This window comes from Rugosimonospora acidiphila (genome assembly GCF_039543385.1).
GTDB lineage: Bacteria > Actinomycetota > Actinomycetes > Mycobacteriales > Micromonosporaceae > Rugosimonospora > Rugosimonospora acidiphila.
On the sequence record NZ_BAABJQ010000032.1, the window covers coordinates 78,696 to 101,498 of the forward strand.

Genomic DNA, 22,803 nt, shown 5'->3' on the forward strand with positions numbered 1-22,803 from the left:
TGGCTCCCACCCTATCCGGAGCCGTCGCAGGGCAACACGAGTCGCCTGGCCGCTGCCGAGCGCCGCACGGAGATACTCACCGGGCAGGCGTACTCAGCTCTTAGCTCACAGGAACGCCCTGCTCGATCCGGGTGCCGCCGTCCCGAAAGGCGTTCGGTAGCGTTCGCTGGCTTGGTGGCCGAGGTAGGAGGGTTGGGTCATGACGCTGTGGGAGGTCAAGGCTGACGCGCAGCGCGGCTATTGGGACTTCGATCCGCTCGTGAGTGTGGGCCCACTGCGGTTCGGGATGAGCTGCGGGGAGGCGTTGACGGCACTCGGCTCACCGGAAGACCCGCCCGCCAAGATCCCCCAACTTGAAGCATCTGAAACCTCGTACCAAAATGTGACAATGTACTTCGCGACCGGACGCCTGTACTGCGTGGCGATCGACGCGCTCGTCGGACCGCAGGTCACGGTGGAGGGCACACCGCTCGTGGGGCGTGTGCCTTCCGAGGTCGAACAGTGGCTGTTGGACTACTCGCAGCAGCAGAATTTAGAGCTGCGCTATACGCACGCCGCGGATCCACATTTGCCAGATCTCGGGTTGATAGTCCGCGTTCAGAGGGCAGGGGACGTTGTTCTCAGCCGGCCTGTCTTCCTCGACGATCGCGCCGAGGTCTCGTGGGACTATGTCCCCTCAAGTGAATGGCACAGGTTTTAACGGCGGCCGCGGGCCTCGTCACAGCCGCCTTTTCCCGCGACCCGTCGATGTGACCGTGGCGCCTCACGACGCGACGAGCGGCACCTCGATCGCGGGGCGGTAGCGCCGGCGGCGTACCCCGACCTTGCCGGCCTCGCAGGCAACGATGTCCGGGGCGCGGAATGCTGGTGCCCGCAGCACGGCGTGGAAGAAATCGGTACGTCCCCCGCAGCTGGCCTCGCCGAAGTCGCTTCCCCGCACCTTGGCGCGTACGCTCGTCAGCTCGGGCCAGTAGGAGTCGCCGAGCCGCAGCCCGGTCACCGTCTCCGCGGCGGCCCAGCCCCGCAGTCGATCACCTTATGCAAAACAGAGTTCCGGGTCCGAGCCCGCAGGCGTACTCCCACTCGTCCGGGGTCATGAGTCGCCGGCCCGCCGAAGCCAGCTCCGTGGTGACCTCGGCGAAGGTGACATGCGCGGCGGTGTGGTCGGTGGTCGGTCACTGGGCGTATGCACCTCACCCAGCTACCCGCTGGTGCGGGTGGCCCCGGCCCCCTCGACCCGGGACCACCCGCACCAATGGAGGATCCGTTGTGGCTGCTACTTGCCCACGGCTGAGCCAGCGTGGTGCCACGGCCGCCCGGCGGCACACTCATCGCGGGCCGTCGGGACCGCAGTGGGCGACGAGGCGTTCGTGAGCGACAACGGCGGCGCGGTGCGACGCGGCGACGCTGTCGTGATGCTGACCCTCCACCGCGGCGGCCGGGGCGGCAGCCGCCCATCTCTCCTGGCTCTGTTCCCGACCCCCCACCCGCCTGGACTGACAAGAGCGGCAAGGGGCGTGGCAAGCATCTTGGCAAGGGGCCCGATCTGTGCTGTTAAGCGCCGGACCGAATGACCGTGTCCGTATCAGGCTGGCCGGAAGGAACATGGATGGTTGCCAGGATTGTCAGAGCCGTAGGCGCCGTACTTCTCGGAATGGTGATAGCCACATCCCTCGCCGCCGCGCCGGCCAGCGCGGCGTACTCGTACGAATGGGATGAAGGGGTTCTCAGCCAAGGGCCGATCGGGGGCAGCTTCTATTGCATCAACACCGACTATTCGGAGGCGTGTTTCAGGCCGGACGGGGACGTGATCTACGTGCTGGACCTGTCCAGTGCCGACCACAACTCGGCAGTCGCCCGCTGGGTAACCGACTACGGTCGCTGGGGCACCTGCCGTAACGCCAATGGCGCCGGCACCTGGGTGACGTGCAACAAGAACTTCAAAGAAGGCGCGCAGCTTGGAATGGTAGCCACCCAGTACGACGGCACGACCGACAGTTGGTGGGGACCCGAAACGTCGCGCGAGTGGATCATTACGTAACGAGATCCGGCGGAGGCCGGTCCTCCGGGGACCGGCCGATCTCCAAGCTTGAGCGCCTGATCCAACACCGCCTGCGAGGCCAGCCTCGGCGGCGCCGGTGTGCTACGCCGCTCCCACCCACACACGGTGGCCGTGGCCAACCCCAGATATTCGGCGAAACCCCGAACACTCATCCGCAACGCCCGCGTCTCCCGCCCCGACCGCCACCGGCCCACCGCAACCCCACACCCACAACCCCCACCACCTGCCGGATCCGGATCGGCCGCCTGGACAGCCCGCCGCTGAGTTTGCGGGTCCCGCACCGGTGACTGCTGCCTCTGGACGGCCCCAACGAGCGCGTCCGCCGCAGGCCTGATGCACGAGTAATCGAGGCCGCGAAGGCTAACCGACTTTACGAGCCCCACAGGCATCGCAGGTCTTCGAGTTCAGTCTCGTATGCGGGCTCGGCGAGGTCGACTACGACTCTGCCGTGGCCGCCTATTCGCGGGAGGCGATCGCTGCCTGGATGCGCCGCAGCGTACGCAGACCCTTCTTCGCCGCGACGTCGACCCGGCCGTCGAACACCGTCGTACCCCGGTCTTCGGCGATCAGCCGCTCCAGGGTGGGGACGGCGCGATCGTCGCCGGTGGAGCCGAGCGCGACGGCGGCCCAGTAGCGCTTGTCCGGGTCCTCGTCCGAGGCCGCGTCGCGCAACCTCGCGATGACCTCGGGGGCGAACAACGCCAGCGCGCTGGCGATGTACCCGATCCGGCGGAACCGGCGGTGCTCGAACTCGTCCCACAACACGGCGAGCGCCTCGTCGCCACCGATCCTCGACAACGCTTCGGCGGCCCGCTGACGCATCCAGTCGGCCGGGTCCCGCAGCAGCGGGGCCAGCGCCGCCACGGCCGATTCGTCCGCGAGTTCGCCGAGCCCGATCACTGCCTGTTCCCGGGCCATCCACTGTGGATGGTCCAGCAGGGCGAGCAGGCCGGGTACCGCGGCGCGGAAACCGAGAGCGGTGCAGCCCATCGCGGCCCAGGCCTGACAGTTGTGCCGGGTGTCGGCAAGCGCGGCGACCAGCGGAGCCTCGAGGGTGTCGTCGCCGAAGAGGGCGGCCTGGTTCAGCGCCCGCGTGTAGAGAGACCGGTGGTAGTCCCGGTAGTCCCGCACCAGCGTGCGCAAGGCTGCCGCCGCAGATTCGTCGCCTCCGGCCCGGACCCGGTCCAGCAGCAGATACAGGCTCGCCTCACGGGCCTCCAGGTCACCAACCTGGAGCGAACGAAGATCAGCGGGGTTCACCCCCTCACGCTACCGGCCGGCTGCCTGCTGCCCGCCGGCAGGCCGCGCATCCGACTGCTGCGTTTCGCGAGTTGACCTGCGCTCGAGCGCCGATCGAGGTTAGTGTGACGCCCAGCGACAGTCGGCAGCGAAAGCGGACATCAGCCCGGGAAGATCCCATGTCCAGCAGTTTGACGGCACCGACTCCTGGGGATTCTTGACGCTGGACGCAGCCGGGTCATGAAACGGCGGGGGTAAGCCCACGAGGACCTTTCGACCCGTGCGCTTGGTCGGGTGTTCACGAATCCGGCGGCAAGGCCGCGGCATCGAGGCAGACTCGAGCCGGGTCGTTCGGGTCGATCCGCACCGGCACCTGCGCCCCGGCAAAGCCGATCTGTGTCCGGCGGACCGCCGATCGGAAGCCGAACCGGGCAGTGGTGGCGTACTCGGTACCGTCCGGCCGCCGTACGCGCAACGCGACATTCGCCAGGGTGGCCTCCGGGTTCGGCAGCGCCTTCGCCGGAACACTGAGGTAGTCGATCCCGGTGATCGTCGCGGTGGCCCGCTGACCGGTAACGCGCAGCTGCTCGGCCTCCGCCAGGGTGACCGGGCGATTCCCGTCGGGCAGGGGGTGGCGGCCGTACCGGCGTTCGAGCTCTTCGTTCGCCAAGTCCCGGAAGCTCGGTGCCGGGCCTGTCTGTGCCGGAACCATCGACGGGGCGAGGCCGAGGCGAACCGCGGCGGCCACCTGCTCGGCGTGCATCTTGTCCCGGATCGCCTTGATGGCTCGATCCTCCTGGGCTGGCCAGGCGATCACGTAGCGGCTCGGGCGGGCTCGGTCAATCGTGGCCAGTAGTTTGTCGCCCTCGGAAGGAGAGTCCACACCGGGCCGGAACGTCCGGCTGACCTGCACGGCCGCCGCCGGAATGCCGTCGCCGCTCAGCACCCCGGAGTAACGGACGTGGCGAGCGCCGTCGTTATCGACGGTGACGGTGGTGTCGGTCACCGAGAACGTGCCTTCCACCGGATCGCGCAGCGTTTGCCCGGTCAGGTTTCGCCATAGACTCATGATCACGATTTTCCCATGATTTGGTGCGATCCCCCAATGGTTGACAGGTGGACTGCGGCGGCCGACACGTACCCCGACGAAGTGCTGAGCGACATCACCTGCCCGACCCCGATGGCCACCAATCAGCGCGGTCACGAGGTTTGAGCCGGGCGTTCTTGCCTCGTTCGGGCTGCCTCGCCTGCTGCCGGCTGCGTCCACGGTGACCTGTGAGTCTGGGAACGCCGACGTTAACGGTGGGTCGGGTTGTGACGCGGCCAGCTGATCAAAGCGGGTCACGGAGACAACTGGCAAGCGGTGGTGGAGCCCAAGGAACTCCATCTCCCGGTTCTGGATTTCGCTCGGCTGGACATCGCGGGCGTCACAGGCCGATCGCCCCAGCCCGCGGCTATGCCGTGGTCAACAGACCAAGCCGGTGCGCATGCGCGGCCGCCTCGGTACGGCTCGAGGCGTTGAGCTTCGTCAAGATGTTCGACACGTGCACGCTCGCGGTTTTGGGGCTGATGTAGAGCGCCGCGGCGATCTGTCCGTTGGAGCGGCCTTCGGCGACTAGTCCAAGGACTTCGAACTCACGGTCGGTGAGCCGGATCCGCAGGCTCGGATGCGTGGCGGCGGTGCCGGCCGGGGCGGGCGCGATCCGCAGTCGAGCGCGTCGGGCCAGGGTGCGAATGTCGTCGGCGGTCGCGGCGGCGAGCCGTTCGGCCAGCAGCATGCACTCGGTCGCGGTGGCGGAGGTGCGGTCCGCGCTGGTGGCCGGATCCGTTGCCTGTGCCTCGGCGAGTCGGAAGAGGCTGTAACACAGCGGGTACGCTTCGGCGGCGGCTCGCGTCGTGTCGACCGCGCGTTGCCAGCCTGCCACCTCGTCACGGCGGTCCAGGCGGGCCGCCTCGGCGTCGACCATGGCCGCATACCCGTGTGCCGACGGCGTGGTGTTCGGCACGTCGCGCGCCAGTGCGTACAGCCGATCGCGCTCGCCGGCGGTGTCGGAGTCGGGTGATGGTGAGGAGTTGGCGATGTCGGCCTCGATACGCATGCCGAGCCACAGCAGCGGCCACACGTACCTGGCGTAGGCGCCGGTGACCGGGCCGCCCAGGTCTCGCAGGGGATTACGCGCCTCGGCGAGTCGACCGCGGCTGCGGGCCAACTCTGCCTCGATGTAGCGCATCGGCGTGACGAACTGGAGTTCGGAGCCGTCACCGAAGTGCCGGCGCGCCTCTCGGAGATCCCGCTCGGCGCCTTCCTCGTCTCCCTGCCACAAGTGGATCTCGGCACGCAGCAGCAGCAGTGTGGCCGCGAACGTGCCGCTCGGCTCGTCGGCAAGTGATTCGGTGATGAGATCGAGCGCCTCACGCCAGCGTCCCAGCCGGACGAGCGGTTCCGCGAGATTCCCAGTGATCATCGCGCCCCAGGAACTGGCCAGCCCGACGCGGCCGGCCAGCGCCACTCCGGCGCGGGCGACCTCGGCTGCCTCGGCGAACCGGCCGAGCATCGCCAGGGCGTCGGACAGGTTGGTGTACCCGCGTACCGATACGGTGTGTAGCCCGTGCCGTTCGGCCAGCTCCACCCCCTCGCGCAACGCGGCCAGCTCGCCACGGCCATCGCCCAGGTACGCGAGCACGCTGCCAAGCGTGATGAGCGCGTCGGCCTGCTGGGCGACCGCACCGACCTCGGCGGCTACGGCGACCGCCTTCCGCGCCGTGCTGGCGGCGCCTTCCATGTCGTCGGTGCGCATCCGGGAGTTGGCCAGCGATGCCAGCACCATCGCACGGATGGGCTTGGCCTCCCCGTCGGGCAGCAGCGCCAGCGCGTCCTGGAGTTGCCGAACCGCTTCCCGGTCACGGCTCAAGGCGCGCAGCATGAACGCGCGGCGCTCCACCAGCTCGGCGCGCCGAGTCACGTCGAGGTCGAAAGCCGTCTCGGCAAGCACCTGGTCCAGGATGAACAAGCCGCGGTTGGGCTCGCCGGCGCCGAACGCCGCCTCCGCTGCCATGATGTTGAGTGCGATCCGATCCACGCCAGCGCCTTCGATGGCGTCTGGAACGCGGGGCCAGATCTGTAACGCACGTTCCAGGTGGCGTGATGCTTCGGCAGGCGCGAACGCTGCGGATGCTTGCCTTCCCGCTTGCACCGATGCCGACAGGGCACGGGGCAGGTCCAGCGCGGCGTACCAGTGGTGCGCCAGTGTCGCCGCGGCGTTGCCGTCCTCGCCCAGCAGCGTCGGGTCGGCGGACAGTGCGGCTCCGTACGCGGCGTGCAGTCGCGCCCGCTCACCGGGCAGCATGTCGTCGTAGAGCGCGTCGCGGGTCAGGGCATGCCGGAACGCGTATCCATGACCTGCCTCGTCGACCACCAGCAGGTGGTGCTCGACGGACTCGCGCAGCACCGGGTACAGCTGCGCCTCAGGGACCCCGGCGACGACTTCCAGCAGGCGCTCTTCCACGGATGGGCCGGCCACGGCCGCGGTGCGCAGGATGCGCTGTGCGACTTCCGACACGGTCTCGGTGCGCGCGAGCAGCACGTCGCGCAGGGACGGTGGCAGCTCGTATGGGTCGGCGCCGCTGTCGGTCGCGGCTAGGATCTCCTCAACCAGGAACGCGTTGCCCTGTGAGCGTTCGAAGACCACGTCCATGAATTCCGGGCTGGGAGTCGTCTCGCAGATCGCGTTCAGCTGCTCGGCCACCTCGGCCCGGGTGAACCGTTCCAGCTCCAGACGCTCCGTGTTGCGCACCCGTTCCCACGCGGTGACGAGCGGGCGCAGCGGGTGCCGCCGGTGCATCTCGTCCGACCGGTATGTGAGCACCATCAGCACGCCGAGCTCACGCAACGTCTGCACCAGGAACGCCACCAGATCCAGCGTCGATCGGTCTGCCCAGTGCAGATCCTCGACGACGATGAGCAGCGGTCGGGTCGCCGCGAGCCGGGTGATCAGGCCCAGCACGTACTCCAACAGCTGAGTCGGTGAACCTTCCTGCGCGGGGCCGCTGCTGCCCGGACTGAGTTCGGGCAGCAGCCGCGCCAACGGCAGACGCGCCGCCCCGAGGCACCGGTCCAGTTCCTCGCTTGAGCTGGACCGGACCACCGCACGCAGCATGTCTGTCAGGGGTGCCAGCGGCAGCCCCTCGCCACCTAGCTCCACGCATCCGCCGACGAGCACGCGCGCACCCGAATCACGCGCGATGCGGGCGACCTCCTGGACCAGGCGGCTCTTTCCCACGCCCGCCTCGCCGGCTACGAGTGCGACGTGCGGCTCCCCGGCGACGGCCTGGTCCAGCAGGGAGCGCAGCCGGCCCAGCTCGGTGCGACGGCCGACCAGGACGGGGCTGACCAACTCACGATTCACGCCGAGACGGTACGTTGCGGGGAGGCGCTCGACCATCGGACCATCGGTTCGACCGTCGCGCAGCCAGCCCCGATCGCGGCGGCCAGCATCACGGCTACGGGCACGGGCGGCGCCACCGCCAGCAATGCCGCGGCACGCGGCTACCTCAGACGCCGCTGAGCAGAGGTTTTAGCCCGTTCGTAGAGATCTGCCCCGCGCTATTCGGTCCCAGAGATCACCCGGACAGGCCCAGGCCGCACGATCCGGAGCCCCGCAGCGGGCTCGGGCGGCTTCGACTACAGCCAGCCCCGGCTGCCTTAGCTCGATGCGCAGCGGGCGGGGCACCGGTTTCCGGTGCCCCGCCGCGAACCCGCCCGGAGCTCAGGCGACCTTGAAGGACTGGTTGGGGTACCCACCGTTCCACGGCCACGCATCGATGGCGGCGTTCCAACTCGTGCTGCCGCCGTACACGTCCATGTAGAGCTGGTAGCCGGGGTTGAGAATCCAGGAACTGCCGCCGGACTCCACGGTGGGGCCGATCTGCCACAGTTGGCCGGGGCCGCCGAGGCAGGGCGCTTGGTACAGGGTGTGGCCGGCGGTGCCGTCCGTGGTGATGCACATGTTGCTGTTGTTGTTGGCGATCAGGTAGTCGTCACCGTACGGCTCGAACGTCCAGAACTCGGTAGGAAAGCCCCACTGCGGCCCCTGCGCGAGCTGGGCTCCGGAGTCGGTGGAGGAGGCCCACACGCCGAGGTCCAGGCTGGGGTTCGAGCCGGGAATGATCCGGCCGCTGAACGTCTTCGCGGACGGCTCGATGATCTGCGTCCTCGTACCGGAGCTGCTGGTGTACCGGCTGTCCCCGCTGTACGTGGCGGTGATCGAGTGCAGTCCCTCGGCCAGCGACGTCGTGCTGCAGTTGGCCTGCCAACTGGAGCCGCCACCGGAGCTGAACAGCACCGCCTCGCAGCCGGGGATCGGGTTGCCGTCGCTGGCGAATTTCACCGTACCGGCGCCGTCAGTGGGCGAGACCAGAGCCTTGAGGTTCAGCGTGCCGCCGACCCGGGCGCTGCCCGTACTGGACACGGTCAGGGTGGTCGGGGTGGCGATGACCTCCTGGCCGGTGGCCATGGCGTTGGTGTACTTGGCGTCGCCGCTGTAGATGGCGGTGATGGTGTGGGTCCCTTGCCCCAGCGTCGAGGTGCTGCAGATGGCCTGCCAGGTGGCACCGCCGCCGGAGCCGAAGCCGACCGAGCCGCAGCCCTGGATGGTGACGCCGTCGCTGAGGAACCGCACGTTACCGCCGCCGTCGGTCGGGTCGACCAGCGCCTTGAGGTTCACCAGGTCACCCACGTGCGCGGGCGGTAGGGTCAGGGAGATGCTGTTGGGGTTCGGCCCGGTATAGGCCACGCAGCCGTAGATGGTGACTTGGCCGCCGGGGCTGCGCGCGGTGTTGAGGTCCCAGGCGTCGGCGTCCTGGGGCGGGTCGTCGCCCTTGTCGCCGCTGGACCAGAAGTACTCGTAGGGTCGCAGCATCGGGTGGTAGTCCGGGCCGAAGTACTTCTGGCAGTAGCCGTCAAAGGTCTTCGCCGCCTCCAGGTACGCGAAGCTCCCAATGATGCTGGTGTCCACACAGTCGGTCGTGACACAGTCCGGCAGGGTGCCCGGCCCCCACATCAGGAACTGCACGTCGCGGAGGATCCTACCGGCCGGGGTGGGGAAGTAGGTGGTCCCCTCCCCCGGGTTGACCTCGTAGGCGCTGCCACCGTTGGAGCCCGGCCGGTGCACGCAGTAGTTCAGCGGGTAGTACGGGTCGACGTCGAAGAAGACGGCTCCCGAGTTCAGGTCGCCGTCGATCTTCGTATCGTCGCCGAGGCAGCTGATGATCCTCTTCGAAGTCACGTACAACTCACCGATGCCGGGGTTGGTTACGTTGAGGCTGGACGTCGGCGCGAACAGCAGGCAGGTGTATACGTAGTCCGCGGTCTCGCCACTGAGCTGCTTCACCTGCGAGTACCCCGTGTTGAGATCCGGGTAGCGCTTCGTGTAACCGGCGGGGCACTGGATGCTCGGGTCGCGACCGGTAATCACCTTGATGTCGGTGACCACCGTCCCGGCGGGCGGCTCGCCGTAGTTGTCGACGGGATCCGTGCTGTACGCCGGGTAATACGGGTCCGCGGTGTGCAGTTCAGCGCCGTCGGCGAAGCCGGGGCCTGTGTTGGCCAGCGCGACGCCGGCGCTGACCGCCAGCACCAGCAGCCAGCCGAGATGGCGGCGGATACGGGAACGCATCGGGACGATCCTCTCTTCTGTGGGGGTCAGCGCCCACAATCTCCGTCTGAGGTACCGGACCGGATCAGTCAACCGCCTTATCCGGTACCTCAGACGTGGCGCGCGGAACCCGCCAGGCCAACCCGATGCTTAGAAGAAAGTCCCGTACCCGACACAGAATCGCGGTCCTAAAGATCCCGCCCGGTCACGGCGTGCCGACGGTCTCGATGCTGCCCGCCTTCGACAACATCCGGGACATGCCTTGCCCTGAGCGTGCCCCGGGTCGGCGTGCCGAGACCGGTGAGCGAACCGGGATTGCCTGACGTAGGGGCCCGCCCGGTCGTCCACCACCCCCAACGGATCCCGCTCGTCGAGGAAGGCAGCGCCGCATGTCCGATACCCCAGCGCGCCCGGAACTGGTCGACGCGTTCCGCGAGCTGCACCTTCCCGGCCGGCCGCTGCTCATTCCGAACCCCCGGGACATCGGCTCGGCCCGGATGCCCGCCAGCCTGGGGTGCCGATCGCTGGCAACAAACAGCAGCGGCTTCGCAACCACCCTCGGCCGCCTGGATGGGACCGTCTCGCGCGACGAGGCGCTGCGGCGACTCCGCTGCCCGTCTCAGCCGACCTGGAACGCGGGTTCGCCGACGACCCGACGGCATGGCGGCCCTGGTGCGGGACGCGACCGGAGTGGGCCGTCGCCAGCTGCTCGACGAAAGATGCCCCGGGACGGCCCGACGACCCGGTGTACGGCCTCCATCCCATCGCTGATCAGGTCGGTCTCGTGCCAGAAGCCGGTGCCGCCGCAGTCGCGCAGGAAGTTGAGCCACCACTGACGGTGCGGCTCGGAGCGGGCCCACGTCAGGAGCGAAGCGTGGTCCCGCCAGTACTGACGCGCCGAGGTGCATGGGAACAGCAACCAGAGCAGTGACTCATGCAGCAGTAGCCCGTCGGGCTGGTAGGTCGCGGACTCGCCGATCTGCGGGCGGTGGCCGATCAGCGTCCGCAAACCGTAGAGCCGGTTGACACGTATTCCCAGGTAGATCACCACGAGGTCTGGATGGGCGGACAGGTCAACAGTCTGCAAGATGCGCGCCAGCCGCTGTTTAAGCGGTCCTGGTCCTGCTCGACCATCCATCCCGGACCGTCGCGCAGCCTGATGGGGCTCGGCCGCGACCCGTTGACGCAGGACTGGACCGCGTCGAGGTCATCGTCGAGTACAAGCTGCCGATGACAGCAAGCGCGCGCCGATGTCGTCCTGGCTGGCAGGCATCCCCGGACCGGAATCGACTCCTTCGCATCTGCTGGCGCCGGACTCGACCGGGATTGGTCGCCTGGCCAGAACGACTGTCTAGGGTGTGTTGCTGAACGCGGTCCCGTTACCGGGTGATTGCCCGCCCGTGGAGGACTCGCCGCTCAGCAGCGGGTCGGTACGCCGCTCGCTTTCGGGTAGATTCATCTCACCCGCTGGCGTACCAGTGCCCCGCCCACGCCCACCATGAGCACCGCGAGCAGCAGGTAGGTCGGCAGCAGGACCGGGTACGCACCTTGCAGCCCCCGCGACCAGCCGAGCAGCTCAATGCACAGCAGCGACGCGGCCGGTGCCAGCATGAGCGCCGCCCCGGCGATCGCGGCCCGGGCGCGATCAGCGACCACACCAGGCAGCCGACGGCCGGGTCTGTCGCGGCGACGTGGCGGCCACCGCACCGCCGCGCAGGCCGATTCGTCAATCTCCACCATGTTCGGTCTGGTGTCAGCCGGCCTTGGTCGGGTCGAAGCCGTACCGGCGTTCGCGGACGGCCGCCACGACCTTGGCGACCCGGGCGTCGAAGGCGTCAAGTTCTTCTGCCTCGGACGCGTCGGCGACGAACGCACGTCGGTCACACGGGACACCTGCCCGCCAGATCCGTTCGATGGCTCGGGTCGCGGTGATGTCGGTCAACGGGTCGCCGGATACGAGGATGAGGTCCGCGCGCTGACCGGGTGCGGTGTGCCCGCGGTCGGCGAGGTTGAACACTCGTGCCGGAGCGGCGGTCGCGGCGGTCAGCGCCTGAGCGGGCGTCATGCCGCAGCGGCCGAGCAGTTCCAGCTCCCGGTGCAGACTTGCCCCGAACACGGTTCCCGGGTTCGGGGCGTCGGTGCCGGCCAGGATCGTGACGCCCGCGTCGATCAGGCGGCCGACATTTTCCTCGGCGCGGGAATAGGGCGGCATTCCGTGCCCGCGCCGCGCTGATGTGCCAGAGGTCGACCGCCGCACCTGTGCGTCCCCAAGTGTCCCGGCGAGTCGGGGGTCTCCGAGTGCAGCGGTTCCGCCTGGTTCGCCCAGGACGTTTTCGATGGTTGCCAGCGTCGGGCCGACCGCGATCCTGGCCTCGGCGATCCGCTCGGCGAGGGCTTTGTCCAGTTCGCCGTCCATGGGCACGTGCGCGATGACGTCGATGCCCGCGGACACGACCTCGCCCACCCCGGCCGTGGAGTTGATGTGCGCGACGACCACGAGTCCGCGACTATGCGCCGCCTTGGTCAACGCGGTGATCGTGTCCAGGTCCAGAGACGGCATCGTCCACGGACCCGTCGTGCCCGAGGGGCCGAAGATCTTCAAGTAGTCCGAGCCTTCGGCGACCCGGTCCGCGACGAACCGCTCGGCCTGTTCCGGGCCGGTCACGGTCGGGAACGAGGCGTACATCATCGAGGGATGCCCGCCCGGGGCAGTGGCGCCGATCCCCGCGGAACGCACGTCGGCCACGTCCGACCGAGCGCCCGCTTGTTGCTTGGCCACGGCCATCACATCGGCCTGGCTGAACATGTCCAGTGCAGTGGTCACACCGAAGGTGAGCCCCTGCGCCAGAGCGCCGGGCACCAGGTGGATGTGCGAGTCAATCAGCCCCGGCAGGATGGTGCCGCCCTCCGCGTCGATCACCTCGTCGCCGTCTTGGACAGTGGGACTGGTGGCGCAGTCGGTGATGATGCCGTCGGCGAACCGGACTGACGTCCAGTCCCGCAGTCGGGTGCCGTCAAAGACCCTCGCGTTGACGATCGCCGTTGCTTTGGGCATGAGGCCCCTTCCGAACGGATGCGGTTGATGGTCAGCGGCGGGACGCTAGAGCGTCACGCAACGTCAGGAGTCTCAGCGGCACAGGCTGCGATCGGCGGTGGTGATCAGTGTTGTCGCGGTCTTCTCGATGGACAGATCCCGGCCGGTGTACAGCAGGTCGAAGCTATCGAAGCTCGTCAGTAGCCATAGCAGGTCGGCGGCTTGGTCGGCGGTGACGTCGGCACGCAGTGCCTCTTGGTCAGCCAGACGCGCAGCGAGGCGGGCCATTCCGCTCGCCCGGTCTTGTTCCATCCGCTGGATCGCGCCGCCGACCGCGCTGGCGTCAAGCAGGGCCATCGAGGACAGCGCTCGCAGCACGTCCCGGTGAGCCGCGTACATCTCCACGACCCCGCAGATCCCCCCGCGCATGGCTTCGCGTGCGTCGGGGTGAGCCGCAGCCTGCAGCATGCGACCGAACCCGCCGCGCTCCTGCAGATCCGCCCCGATTGCCTCGAACAATCCGGCGCGTGAGCCGAAGATCAGGTAGACGGTGGGCCGCGCGACGCGGGCCATATGGGCGATGCCGTCGATGCTGACCGGCTCCGAAGGTGCCTCACGCAGCCGCTGGTAGACCGCGTCGAGAATGCGGAGCCGTGTCTCCGCCGCCGCATCCGCCCGCAGGCGCTGCTCGTACTTCCGGGTGGCCATGACCATCACTCTAGCATTGGATTGACACATCGTATTCCAGAATACATGCTGTCATGCGAAAGGCCGCGGGCGTCAGGCCAGCGGCGATCGAGACAAGGGGCCGTGATGCAGGTGATGATCCGCTGCAAGGTCAGACCCCACGGGGTGGAAGCCGACCTGGAGTTGCTCCAGGAGATGTACGAGGAGATGCGTTCGGTCCAGCCGAAGGGTCTGCGGTACGCGACGTTCCAGCTCGAAGACAAGGTGACATTCGTGTCCTTCGCCGAGATGGACGAAGGCCCTGAGGTGCTTCAGCAGCTGGAGACCTTCCAGCGGCTCCGCGCGACCCCCGACGAGCGGTTCGACGAACCTCCCGTGCTCACGATGCTGCACGAAGTCGGCTCCTACGGCTTTCGCTGACGCCGCCCAACCACACCGAGTCGGTGACGGTCACGCCGCTCAGCGCGACGTTGTTGTGGTTGGTGACCGTGATTGTGCCGGAGACCGACCACGTGCTGGGCGATGCCGCCTTCCCAGTCGATGACACCGTGATGCCTGCGGGAGCGGTTGCATGACGGCGTCCACAGTGGTCGTGCTGTTGGCCAGCAGCTGACACCTCGCCGCGCGGCCACCCATCCGGTCCACCACCATCGCCTCGTCCACCAACACTGGACGGACGGCGCGACGTCAGCCGCAGTCACCCTCCGCGATGGCACACCTGCGGACCGCCGGCACACTCGATGCGCACGAATGTACATATCTGAACTCTCGCGACGACCCCTGCGTGTCAACGACTGTGGATACCTGCCCGCGGTTGTCCGATCGGAGGAGAATTGAGCGCAAGGATGATCTCCCAACACAAGCGAGCGGGAAGCGCCACGCTGGTGGGCGCGGCGCTTCTGGCCATGATGACGTTCGTTGCCGGGTCTCCCGCCATGGCGGCAGCTGGCCCAGCGGTGCCGCAGAGGCCGGCTGACTGGTCGACCTACCACGGCGACAACGAACGCTCTGGTGTGCAAAACGGGCTCCATCCGGTGAAAACTGCGCTGCGGCAGGTCACGTCGCTGCAGCTCGACGGCGCGGTGTACGCGTCGCCGGTCGTTGTCCACGGCAGACGGATCGTGGCCACCGAGAACGACAGCGTCTACGAGTTCGACGGCAACAGGATCGTGTGGCAGAAGCACCTGGGTACCCCGGTGCCGAGGTCGAGCCTGCCCTGCGGAAATATCAACCCGTTGGGCATCACCAGTACACCGGCCTACGATCCGGCCACGGACACACTCGTCGTGGTCGCCGAGGTCGCCAACCCGATCCAGCACATCGCATTCGGCCTCAACCCGGCCACTGGCGCGGTGCGTTGGCAGCGCAATGTCGATGTGCCGGGTGAGACGGGCATCGACCCGGCGGCCATGCAGAACCGCGCCGCCTTGCTGGTCCTCAAGGGGCAGCTCTATGTTCCCTACGGCGGGCTGGCCGGTGACTGTTCGGCCTACCGCGGCAGTCTCGTCAGGCTCGACCTGCGTGCTCCCAAAACCGCGCCGTTGGCACACTTCACGGTGCCGACCCCACGGGAGGGCGCCATTTGGCAAGGTGCCTCCGGACCGGTGGTTGAGCCCGGCGGCGACCTGCTGGTCGGCGTCGGCAATGGCGCGTCCGGCGAGGACGACCCGGACGGCCCGTACGACTTCAGCGACTCCGTCCTGAAGATCGATCCCAAGTCGATGAAAATGGTGGACTCCTACTCGCCTGCCACCTGGCTGCAGGACAACGCCGCCGACCTCGACCTGGGCTCGCAGTCACCGGCCGTCGTCGGTGGGCATGTGTTCATCGACGGCAAACGAGGGGTCGCGTACGTGCTCAACAGGTCACACCTGGGTGGCATCGGCGGGGAGGTTTCGCAGGCACCGCTGTGCGATTCGTTCGGTGGCCCGGCCGTGAAGGGCTCGACGGTTTACGTGCCATGCACCGACGGCCTGCGCGCGGTACGGATCAACGGCGACGGCGCCATGACAGTGCTATGGCACGCCGCGTCCACCATCACCGGTTCACCGGTGATCGGGGCCGGTCGCATCTGGTCCCTCGACACCAAGAACGGCATCCTGTACATGTTGGACCCGGCCACCGGCGCGAGCCTCGGCTCGGTCAGCGTCGGCGCCGTTAACCGGTTCGCCACTCCGGCCCTCTACGACAATTCGGTGATTGTCGGCACCCTCAGCGGAGTCACCGCCTTCAGCTGGAAGTGACCCCGCACGCGGGCAGGTAACCACGTTCGCGGACACGTACCGGTGCGCACGACGCAGATCCATCGTGCGCACCGGTACGAACCGCGCCTGCCCACCAACCCGGTGGGCAGCACATCACCGATGACCGTTGGGCGAGGATGGCGAGTCGAGCTGTTCCAGGCCACGCATTCGACCGCACCCGCACCTCCCACCTCGCCCGCCTCGAACTGAGCCTCGCCGTCTGACCAACCCGAATGACCACCAGGGTCGCGCAACCGCTGAATGACGATCGGCCCACTCGCGTCCCACCTGATGCTTGACAGTGGCCGTGTTCGGCCGTTGATCACGACGAGTTGTCGCTCTCGTGATCAAGGGGCCGGGATTGGCGCCGAATCCTGGTGGGCGGCCAGGGCGTCCGCCTCCGCCCAGCACGCACGAGCCTTCTCGATCAGGGCGCACGACGCGTAAGCGCGCGCGAGCAGGTCGAGCGCGTCGAGGAACTGGCGGTCGACGTTGCCGAGTTCGCGGTTGATGGCCATGGCGCGCTCGTGCTGCGCGAGCGACTCCTCGGAGCGGCCGAGCCGATGCAGCGTGTCACCGATGCCGGTAAGGCAGCCCGCCACGCCGTATTGGTAGCCCTCCGAGTCATGGATCTCCAAGACCGACGTGTATGCAGCTAGTGCCTCGTCATGGGCGCCCATCTCGCGGTAGGAATTGGCCGCGTTCTCCAGGATCATTCCCTGCTCCTGGCGCCTGCCGCACCCGGCCGCGATCGCCGAGGCGCTCAGGTAGTGCTTGACGGCCTCGGCATAACGGCCCTGGTAGTGACGGACGTTGCCGATGTTGTTCAGGGGAGCGGCGCAGCCGGCCTCGTCGCCGAGGCGCTGGCGCAGGTCGAGTGCCTGCTGGTACATCTCGACGGCGCCCTCGGAGTCACCGGTCCGAGCCAGCGCCGCTCCCAGGCCGTTGAGCAGCCACGCCTGCACGGGCTCGACACCCAGTGCCCGCGCGCACTCCAGCCCGATCCGCTGGGACGTCACATGGCTGCGCGGAACCACCGCCCGGGTGACATACATCCATAGCAGGCACGCCACGTTCGCGGCCAGGCCGGGCCGGTTGCGGCGGGCCGCCTCCGCGATCACCCACTCCAGGGCGAGGTACTGCGCCTGGCACCACTCCACCGCGGCCCGGTGCGTCGCGAAGGCGGGTACGTCGACGGCGGGCATGGGCTCGGCCTCCGGCGGCGCGGGGCGGCCCTCCGCCAGTTGCCGGCTGGCCGCGTGCAGGGTGGCGGCGTACCAGTCGTGCAGCCGGCCGATGGCGTGGTCGCCTTCGCCGGTGCTGACCTGGGCGTGGGCGAGTTCGGTGGCGAACAGCCGGAGCAGGTCGTGGAGCCGGTACACGCCGAAGGCTGGGGATTGGACCATGTGCGCGTCGGCGAGGCCCTCGAGCAGCCGCTCGGCGTGCTCGGTGCTGACGTCGCACAGCGCGGCGACCTGACCGGCGCCGAACGTGGGCAAGGCGGCCAGCCCGAGCATCCGGAACGCCGCGGCCAGGTCGTCGTCGAGGGTGTCGTAGCTGAGCCGGAAACTCGCCCGCACCGCCAGGTCGCCGACCTTCAGCTCGGCCAGCCGGGATCGCTCGGCGGACAGCTTGTCGGCGAAGGTCCCGATGCCCCACCCGGGGCGGGAGGCGAGCTTCGCCCCGGCAATGCGGATGGATGGCCAGCGGGAGCCCGGCGCAGGCGCGAACCAGCCGATCGACCGCGGCCGGTTCCGCCGCGACCCGGGCCTGACCCACGATCAGGCCGAAGAGTTCCCGCGCCTCCGCCTCGGACATCACGTCGAGGTTGATGTGCCGGGCGCCGGCCAGATCGGCCAGCCCGGCCCGGCTGGTGACCAGGACGGCACAGCCCGCGGCCCCGGGCAGCAGCGGCCTGACCTGGGCGGCTCCGCGGGCGTCGTCGAGCAGCAGCAGTATCCGGCGGCCGGTCAGCAGGCTGCGGAAACGCGCCCCGCGCTCCGCCTCGTCGGCCGGCACGTCGCCCGCAGCGACGCCGAGATCGCGCAGCAGCCGGGCGAGCACGTCCCCCGGTGATAGCGGGGCGGCGGACATACCGGCCAGGTTCACGTAGAGCTGACCGTCGGGGAACGAGTCGGCCATCAGGTGCGCGACGTGCACGGCCAGGGCCGTCTTGCCGATTCCGCCCGCACCCGAGACGGCGGACAGCGCGACCGCCATCGACTCGCCGGCCGCGGCGATCAGGGCCGCGCTCAGCTCCTTCGCCTGCTCACCGCGGCCGACGAAATCGGCCGTGCCCCCGGGCAGCTGGGCGGGCCGGGGGACCCTCGGCGGTGGCGCCGGCGCGATGACATCCGGTGCCATCACCTCCCGGTCGCCGCTCAGGATGGATGCGTAGAGCTTCTGGAGATCGGGCGCGGGGTCGACGCCGAGCTCCTCGGCGAGGCGCCCGCGCAGCTCGTGGTAAGCCGTGATGGCCTCGCACTGGCGCCCAGACCTGGCCAACGCCCGCATCAGCGACGCCTGCAGCCCTTCCCGCAGCGGGTACCGGGCCGCCCACTCTGTCAGCCGGCCGACGAGGACGCCGTGGTTACCCAGCGACAGCTCCAGCTCGGCGAACTGCTCCAGACCATCGACGTACTCCTGCTCGATGGTGTCGGCTTCCACCTGCAGCGCCATGCAGTCGATATCGTCGAACGCGCGGCCCCGCCACAACGCCAATGCGTCCGCCATCCGGGCCGAGGCCGCCGCGGCGTCGCCCTTCTCGCGCAGCGCACGGGCCCGTGCGATCAGCCCGCGGGCCCGGCGCAGGTCGATGTCGTCGTCCACCGCGACCAGCAGGTAGCCGGCATTGCTGGTGCGGATGACGGCACCGGACCGATCCGACAGCGCGTGACGCAGGCCGCTGACCAGTCCGTGCAGCCGGGTCGGGGCGCTGGCCGGCGGCACGCCGTCCCACAGAGCCTCGATCAACCGGTCCCGCGACACCACCCGCCCCGCGTTGACGCACAGCAGGGCGAGCAGCGTGCGTGCCCGCCCACCGGGCAGCCGCACGCCAGCACCATCCACGTCTCGGACCTCGAGCGGGCCGAGGATATCGAACCGCAGCGTCTCCCCCTTGTTCCGCAGATGGTGATCAACGACCAATTCCTACCACGCAACATCAACCCCGCGCGTAGCGGATCCATAGTGAACCCATAGCGCGGGATGGCGCCGCCCGCCGCATCACCAGCCAGTCCCTGATACTCGACGCCGGCATCGCTCACCGACGGCCCGTAGCGGTGAGGGGTCAACGGGCACATCGCCGGATTGAACCGGTACGTGATGGCCAGTGACAGCCAGCCGGCGTCCCGGGCGATGCGGATGGCGTCGATGCGGTTGCGGGCACCGGTCTTGCTGATGGCGTTGGACAGATAGTTCCGGACGGTCGCGGGTGCCGGCGCCAGCCGGGTGCCGATGTCCTCGGTGCAGGTGCCGTTCTTCGCCTCGGGCACGACATCGGTTCCCCTGGGGGTGGGCCCCACGGACGCCCCGGCCGGGACCCTCGCGGCGGGCATCCGCCAGGTCGCCGCCGGCCAGCGCGTCATCGACCCCGCAAGTCGGAGAACAGGCCCTGATCAGCTCCGCATCGACCACCGCAAGCTGGAGGTCGAACGGCTACACCGCGTCACACCCCGAAAGAGTTGATACAGAGCCATATTCGCGAACCACTGTCATCGGATAGTATCCGATCTTGTCGTGATCGATCGCTAGAAACGGTGCGATCAGGGTCGAGGACTCCCGCCCGGCCTGCGGTGCTCCACTCGCGACGGTTCGCAGTTCGAAGCTCGGCACAACCTGGAAGGCAAGGTGACTATGAAAAGGCTCGTGAAGGGGCTCCTCGCCACAGCGGTGGCCTCGGTTGTCGTGGTCGGCGGGTTGTCGGCTCCCGCGCAGGCCGGTTCCGGACTGCTGTACCGGTGGGAGGTGGCCGGCGGAGCCGGGTACATCTATTTCAACCAGGATCCAGGCGACGGCCTGCCCGGCGACTCGATTCAGGCCTGCGACGACGCGTCCGACGGCTGGGGAGTCATCGTCTACCTGGACACCAACCGGGACGGAGTCACCGACCGCACCGCCACGACCCAGGGCCACCCCAACGGCTACTGCACCGGATTCAAGGGCGGCAACATCGCTGAAAACCAGTCCGTGTGGGTCCACGGTGCGATGATCGACGGCAATTTGGTCGAAGACGTGACGCCGACCTACGAGGTCAAGGCCTAGACGACTCGTCTGCACCGGTGGCTGGCCCGCGGGAGCCCGGGCCAGCCACCGGTTGAGGTCGCGTTGCGTGTGTCCACCCTGTGCCTGCCGAGAATTCGGTCCGTGCCGGTCAGACAACGCGCAGTGGTTCTGGGCTTGCCATCCGCCACGGCGTCGCGCCGGTCTTGGCCCGACGTGGGCGGCGATGCGCACGCCTTCCCCATCGAAGTCGCCGTGGTAGCGCAGCACGGATCCGCCGGCGGCGAGTTGACGCAGCAGCGTGATGGCCGCGGTGTTGGGCCAGCCGGACACGCAGACCAGCGGCGGGCAGTCGGCACCGAAACCGCTGGCCACGACCGACGGGTTCTCCACCACGAAGACTTCGCCGCGCGGGCACCACACGGGGTAGGCGTTGAGCTGGGCCAGCGTGACCGAGCTCGCCCCGCCCGCCGCGGCCCAGGCCCGCAGAGTGAGCGCGAGCGGGTCGTTGCCGTCGGGGCGCAGACCGGCGGCGATAACCACCGTGGACAGGTCGTCGCAGGCCACGCCGGCCCGCTGCCACAGCCGGCGCCGCCCGTCGGCGTCGGTGGGAACCTCCTCGCCGTGCAGGGCGGCCAGGCCCCGCAGCACTCCGTCAGCGCAGCGCCCCGCACCTCCCGGCGTCGGCACGGTCACGGCTCACTCCGAGCCCGGACCGTGCCGCCACCACCCGGGCGCCGCTGGCGTGGCCTGCTCGACCCGCGGGGTATCGCCGGTCTCGGCTCCGGTCAGTCGCCCGGCGGCGAGCTGGACCGGCGCCGCCGACGCTGTCATCTGACTGTCCGCATCGGTGCCCCCGGTGACGCCGTCCGCGCTCGCGGGCGCCCCGGCACCGACCGGTACCGGATCGTGCGCCCGGACCGCCGGCGATTCGCCCGCCGGCGCAGGACCAGCCGACTGGGGCGCGTCCGGCAGTGCCGGTTGCGGCGTCACCCCACGCACCATCCAGCGGATGCGCAATGCCAGCAGAACCACCAGCACCATGGCGACCACAAGCGCCGTGATCAGTGCGGCGATCCGGCCCGCCGACCATTCACTGTGGGCATCCGGTTTGAGGGCCGGATCCGGGCCCCGCCGCTCGTCGGGGATCAGCCGGGTCACCGCGGCAGCGGGGTCGATCAGGCCGAATCCGTAGGTCGGGTCCGGGGTGGCGCTGCCGATGCGGTCGGCGGTCGCCTCGATCCGGCGGATGACTTCGGCCACCGTCAGGTTCGTGTACCGCGCCCGAATCAGCGCGGCCTCGCCCGCGACGAAGGCGACCGCGTACTGCGAGCCGGTGAGCTGTACCTGACCGGTACCGGCGATGCCGAGGCTCGCGACGTCCACCCCGGGCGCGACGATATCCGCCGCACCGGCTGGGTACCCGCCGGACGCCTTCCCGTCGATCCCGATCGAGCCGACCCGCAGCAGCCCGGGTACCGCGGCCTGGCCGGTGCCGGACGCACGGCTCACCACGAGCACGCCGTGACCGACCGCAAAGCCGATTGCGCTTGCCACCGTCGGCAGGGCAGGGTCGATGAACTGGCCGAGCGCGATCACCGTGGCTCCGCTGGCCACGGCCACCTCCACAGCGCTGGCCTGGTCCGCCTCGGAGACGGCCGCGATGGTGGGCGCGACTCGCACCGGAAGCACCGTGGCGTCCGGCGCCACGCCGACCGCGGCGGCGCCGTCCGCGCTCCCGGCGACGATGGCGGCCATGCCCGTGCCGCTGCCCAGGCAGTCGGTGTCCCCCCGGCCGGTTCCGCCGACAATGTCCGACCCGACCGCGACCCGCTTGGCCAGCTGCGGCAACGTCGCGTCCACACCGGAGTCGACGATCGCGACCTTCACCCCGCGTCCCCGGCTGTACGGCCAGGCGTGCTGCGGCGCGAGGCGCAGCGTGGCCCACTGCGCCTGATTGTCCAGCTGGGACTTCGGTGTGCCGGCGCAGCCGGCCGTGGCGGACTTCGCCGGGGCGGGCGGCGCGTTCTCGGGCGTGGGCGGCGCCGGTTGCACCACTGGGGGGGCAGCCGCCTGCGGGGAAGCGGCCGGCGAGCCCGCCGATGGCGCCGTCGGTGGGGCCGTCGTTGGCAGCCCGTACCGCACGCCGGCGCCGGTCGCGTCCCAGGGCAGCACGAGCACCCAGCCGGCGTTCAGCTTCGACGGGTCGGTGAGCCGCCTGCCGTCGGGTTGGGGTACGCCCACGTTCAATGAAAAGATTTCGGTCGAACGCGCGGTGCTGTGCAGGAGCCGGCCGGCGATCTCGGACAGGTTCTCCGGCTTTCCCTGGTACGACGCCGTCACCACGTAGTACTTGCTGTAGCTAGGACCGGCTGCGGCCGCGACGGCACTGCCGGTCAGCGCGGCGGCCACGGCGCCGACCAGTGTGATGAGCACGAGCCACGTTCTGCGCGGCATGGGCGGACCTCCCCCCTCGATGGCTGGATCGGCCCCAACTACGGCCGCCGAGGACGTTCCATTCACATCCCTTGAATGAATGGCGGGCGGTATCCGTCATAGCGGTGGAACAGCGGCTGGGAGCTGAAGGAGAGGCGTGAAGATGGCAACAGCGTGGCATCGCCTAGCCCGAGCCTGGCGGCGCGCCAGCCTCGCCAGCCGCATCGC

The 22,803-nt window shown here is 69.3% G+C and carries 18 protein-coding genes and 3 pseudogenes; 7 read left to right on the forward strand and 14 right to left on the reverse strand.

Going from position 1 to position 22,803, the window contains the following annotated elements; translation table 11 throughout:
* Positions 1-199: 199 nt before the first annotated feature.
* Complete coding sequence (locus ABEA87_RS35555) at positions 200-700, forward strand: hypothetical protein (RefSeq protein ID WP_345637307.1); 501 nt, start codon at positions 200-202, stop codon at positions 698-700.
* A gap of 63 nt (positions 701-763) precedes the next feature.
* Here the strand turns inward: ABEA87_RS35555 and ABEA87_RS35560 are convergent, their stop codons facing one another.
* Positions 764-1,000: a hypothetical protein gene (locus ABEA87_RS35560; RefSeq protein ID WP_345637309.1), complete on the reverse strand. Its 237-nt coding sequence runs from the start codon at positions 998-1,000 to the stop codon at positions 764-766.
* Between the two features lie 609 nt (positions 1,001-1,609).
* Between ABEA87_RS35560 and ABEA87_RS35565 the strand changes: the two genes are divergently transcribed.
* Positions 1,610-2,041 (forward strand): hypothetical protein, encoded by a 432-nt coding sequence (locus tag ABEA87_RS35565; protein ID WP_345637312.1) that lies wholly within the window; start codon positions 1,610-1,612, stop codon positions 2,039-2,041.
* A 477-nt stretch (positions 2,042-2,518) separates the two neighbouring features.
* Here ABEA87_RS35565 and ABEA87_RS35570 read toward each other — a convergent pair whose 3' ends face one another.
* From ABEA87_RS35570 to ABEA87_RS35585, 4 genes are all read right to left on the reverse strand, one after another.
* The gene (locus ABEA87_RS35570; protein ID WP_345637314.1) at positions 2,519-3,322 is read right to left on the reverse strand and encodes a HEAT repeat domain-containing protein; all 804 of its coding nucleotides are present in this window, start codon (positions 3,320-3,322) and stop codon (positions 2,519-2,521) included.
* 277 nt (positions 3,323-3,599) lie between these two features.
* Complete coding sequence (locus ABEA87_RS35575) at positions 3,600-4,505, reverse strand: DUF3592 domain-containing protein (RefSeq protein WP_345637316.1); 906 nt, start codon at positions 4,503-4,505, stop codon at positions 3,600-3,602.
* Positions 4,506-4,755: 250 nt separating this feature from the next.
* A complete protein-coding gene (locus ABEA87_RS35580) occupies positions 4,756-7,707 on the reverse strand; it encodes a helix-turn-helix transcriptional regulator (RefSeq protein WP_345637318.1) in 2,952 nt (983 codons plus the stop codon).
* 360 nt (positions 7,708-8,067) lie between these two features.
* Positions 8,068-9,975 carry an Ig-like domain repeat protein gene (locus tag ABEA87_RS35585; RefSeq protein WP_345637320.1) on the reverse strand — a complete coding sequence of 636 codons (1,908 nt, stop codon included), beginning with the start codon at positions 9,973-9,975 and terminating at the stop codon, positions 8,068-8,070.
* A 368-nt stretch (positions 9,976-10,343) separates the two neighbouring features.
* On the opposite strand from ABEA87_RS35585, the pseudogene ABEA87_RS42785 reads away from it, so the two are divergent.
* Positions 10,344-10,502: pseudogene (locus ABEA87_RS42785) on the forward strand (isocitrate lyase/phosphoenolpyruvate mutase family protein); the annotation flags it as partial.
* A 71-nt stretch (positions 10,503-10,573) separates the two neighbouring features.
* Here the strand turns inward: ABEA87_RS42785 and ABEA87_RS35590 are convergent.
* The 4 genes from ABEA87_RS35590 to ABEA87_RS35605 form a co-directional block, all read right to left on the reverse strand.
* The gene (locus tag ABEA87_RS35590) at positions 10,574-11,041 is read right to left on the reverse strand and encodes a monooxygenase family protein (protein WP_345637322.1); all 468 of its coding nucleotides are present in this window, start codon (positions 11,039-11,041) and stop codon (positions 10,574-10,576) included.
* 368 nt (positions 11,042-11,409) lie between these two features.
* Positions 11,410-11,610 (reverse strand): hypothetical protein, encoded by a 201-nt coding sequence (locus ABEA87_RS35595; protein ID WP_345637324.1) that lies wholly within the window; start codon positions 11,608-11,610, stop codon positions 11,410-11,412.
* A 97-nt stretch (positions 11,611-11,707) separates the two neighbouring features.
* On the reverse strand, positions 11,708-13,009 hold the full coding sequence (locus tag ABEA87_RS35600; protein ID WP_345637326.1) for an amidohydrolase family protein: 1,302 nt from the start codon (positions 13,007-13,009) through the stop codon (positions 11,708-11,710).
* Between the two features lie 72 nt (positions 13,010-13,081).
* Positions 13,082-13,696, reverse strand: a complete 615-nt coding sequence (locus ABEA87_RS35605; RefSeq protein ID WP_345637328.1) for a TetR/AcrR family transcriptional regulator — start codon at positions 13,694-13,696, stop codon at positions 13,082-13,084.
* Between the two features lie 105 nt (positions 13,697-13,801).
* On the opposite strand from ABEA87_RS35605, the gene ABEA87_RS35610 reads away from it, so the two are divergent.
* From ABEA87_RS35610 to ABEA87_RS35620, 3 genes are all read left to right on the forward strand, one after another.
* Positions 13,802-14,095: a hypothetical protein gene (locus ABEA87_RS35610; RefSeq protein WP_345637330.1), complete on the forward strand. Its 294-nt coding sequence runs from the start codon at positions 13,802-13,804 to the stop codon at positions 14,093-14,095.
* 23 nt (positions 14,096-14,118) lie between these two features.
* Positions 14,119-14,250 (forward strand): hypothetical protein, encoded by a 132-nt coding sequence (locus ABEA87_RS35615; protein ID WP_345637332.1) that lies wholly within the window; start codon positions 14,119-14,121, stop codon positions 14,248-14,250.
* Positions 14,251-14,559: 309 nt separating this feature from the next.
* On the forward strand, positions 14,560-15,918 hold the full coding sequence (locus ABEA87_RS35620) for an outer membrane protein assembly factor BamB family protein (protein ID WP_345637333.1): 1,359 nt from the start codon (positions 14,560-14,562) through the stop codon (positions 15,916-15,918).
* A gap of 347 nt (positions 15,919-16,265) precedes the next feature.
* Here the strand turns inward: ABEA87_RS35620 and ABEA87_RS35625 are convergent, their stop codons facing one another.
* From ABEA87_RS35625 to ABEA87_RS42795, 3 genes and pseudogenes are all read right to left on the reverse strand, one after another.
* Positions 16,266-17,498: a tetratricopeptide repeat protein gene (locus ABEA87_RS35625; protein ID WP_345637335.1), complete on the reverse strand. Its 1,233-nt coding sequence runs from the start codon at positions 17,496-17,498 to the stop codon at positions 16,266-16,268.
* A gap of 178 nt (positions 17,499-17,676) precedes the next feature.
* A pseudogene (locus ABEA87_RS42790) lies at positions 17,677-18,987 on the reverse strand (AfsR/SARP family transcriptional regulator); the annotation flags it as partial.
* A complete protein-coding gene (locus tag ABEA87_RS42795) occupies positions 18,888-19,505 on the reverse strand; it encodes a response regulator transcription factor (protein WP_425571016.1) in 618 nt (205 codons plus the stop codon). The pseudogene ABEA87_RS42790 and the gene ABEA87_RS42795, both read right to left, overlap by 100 nt.
* A gap of 268 nt (positions 19,506-19,773) precedes the next feature.
* On the opposite strand from ABEA87_RS42795, the gene ABEA87_RS35645 reads away from it, so the two are divergent.
* Complete coding sequence (locus ABEA87_RS35645; RefSeq protein WP_345637339.1) at positions 19,774-20,181, forward strand: hypothetical protein; 408 nt, start codon at positions 19,774-19,776, stop codon at positions 20,179-20,181.
* Positions 20,182-20,331: 150 nt separating this feature from the next.
* Here the strand turns inward: ABEA87_RS35645 and ABEA87_RS42800 are convergent.
* Positions 20,332-20,835 (reverse strand): annotated as a pseudogene (locus ABEA87_RS42800) (DUF2399 domain-containing protein); the annotation flags it as partial.
* A 3-nt stretch (positions 20,836-20,838) separates the two neighbouring features.
* Positions 20,839-22,596, reverse strand: a complete 1,758-nt coding sequence (locus tag ABEA87_RS35650) for a S8 family serine peptidase (protein WP_345637341.1) — start codon at positions 22,594-22,596, stop codon at positions 20,839-20,841.
* Positions 22,597-22,803: the final 207 nt, after the last annotated feature.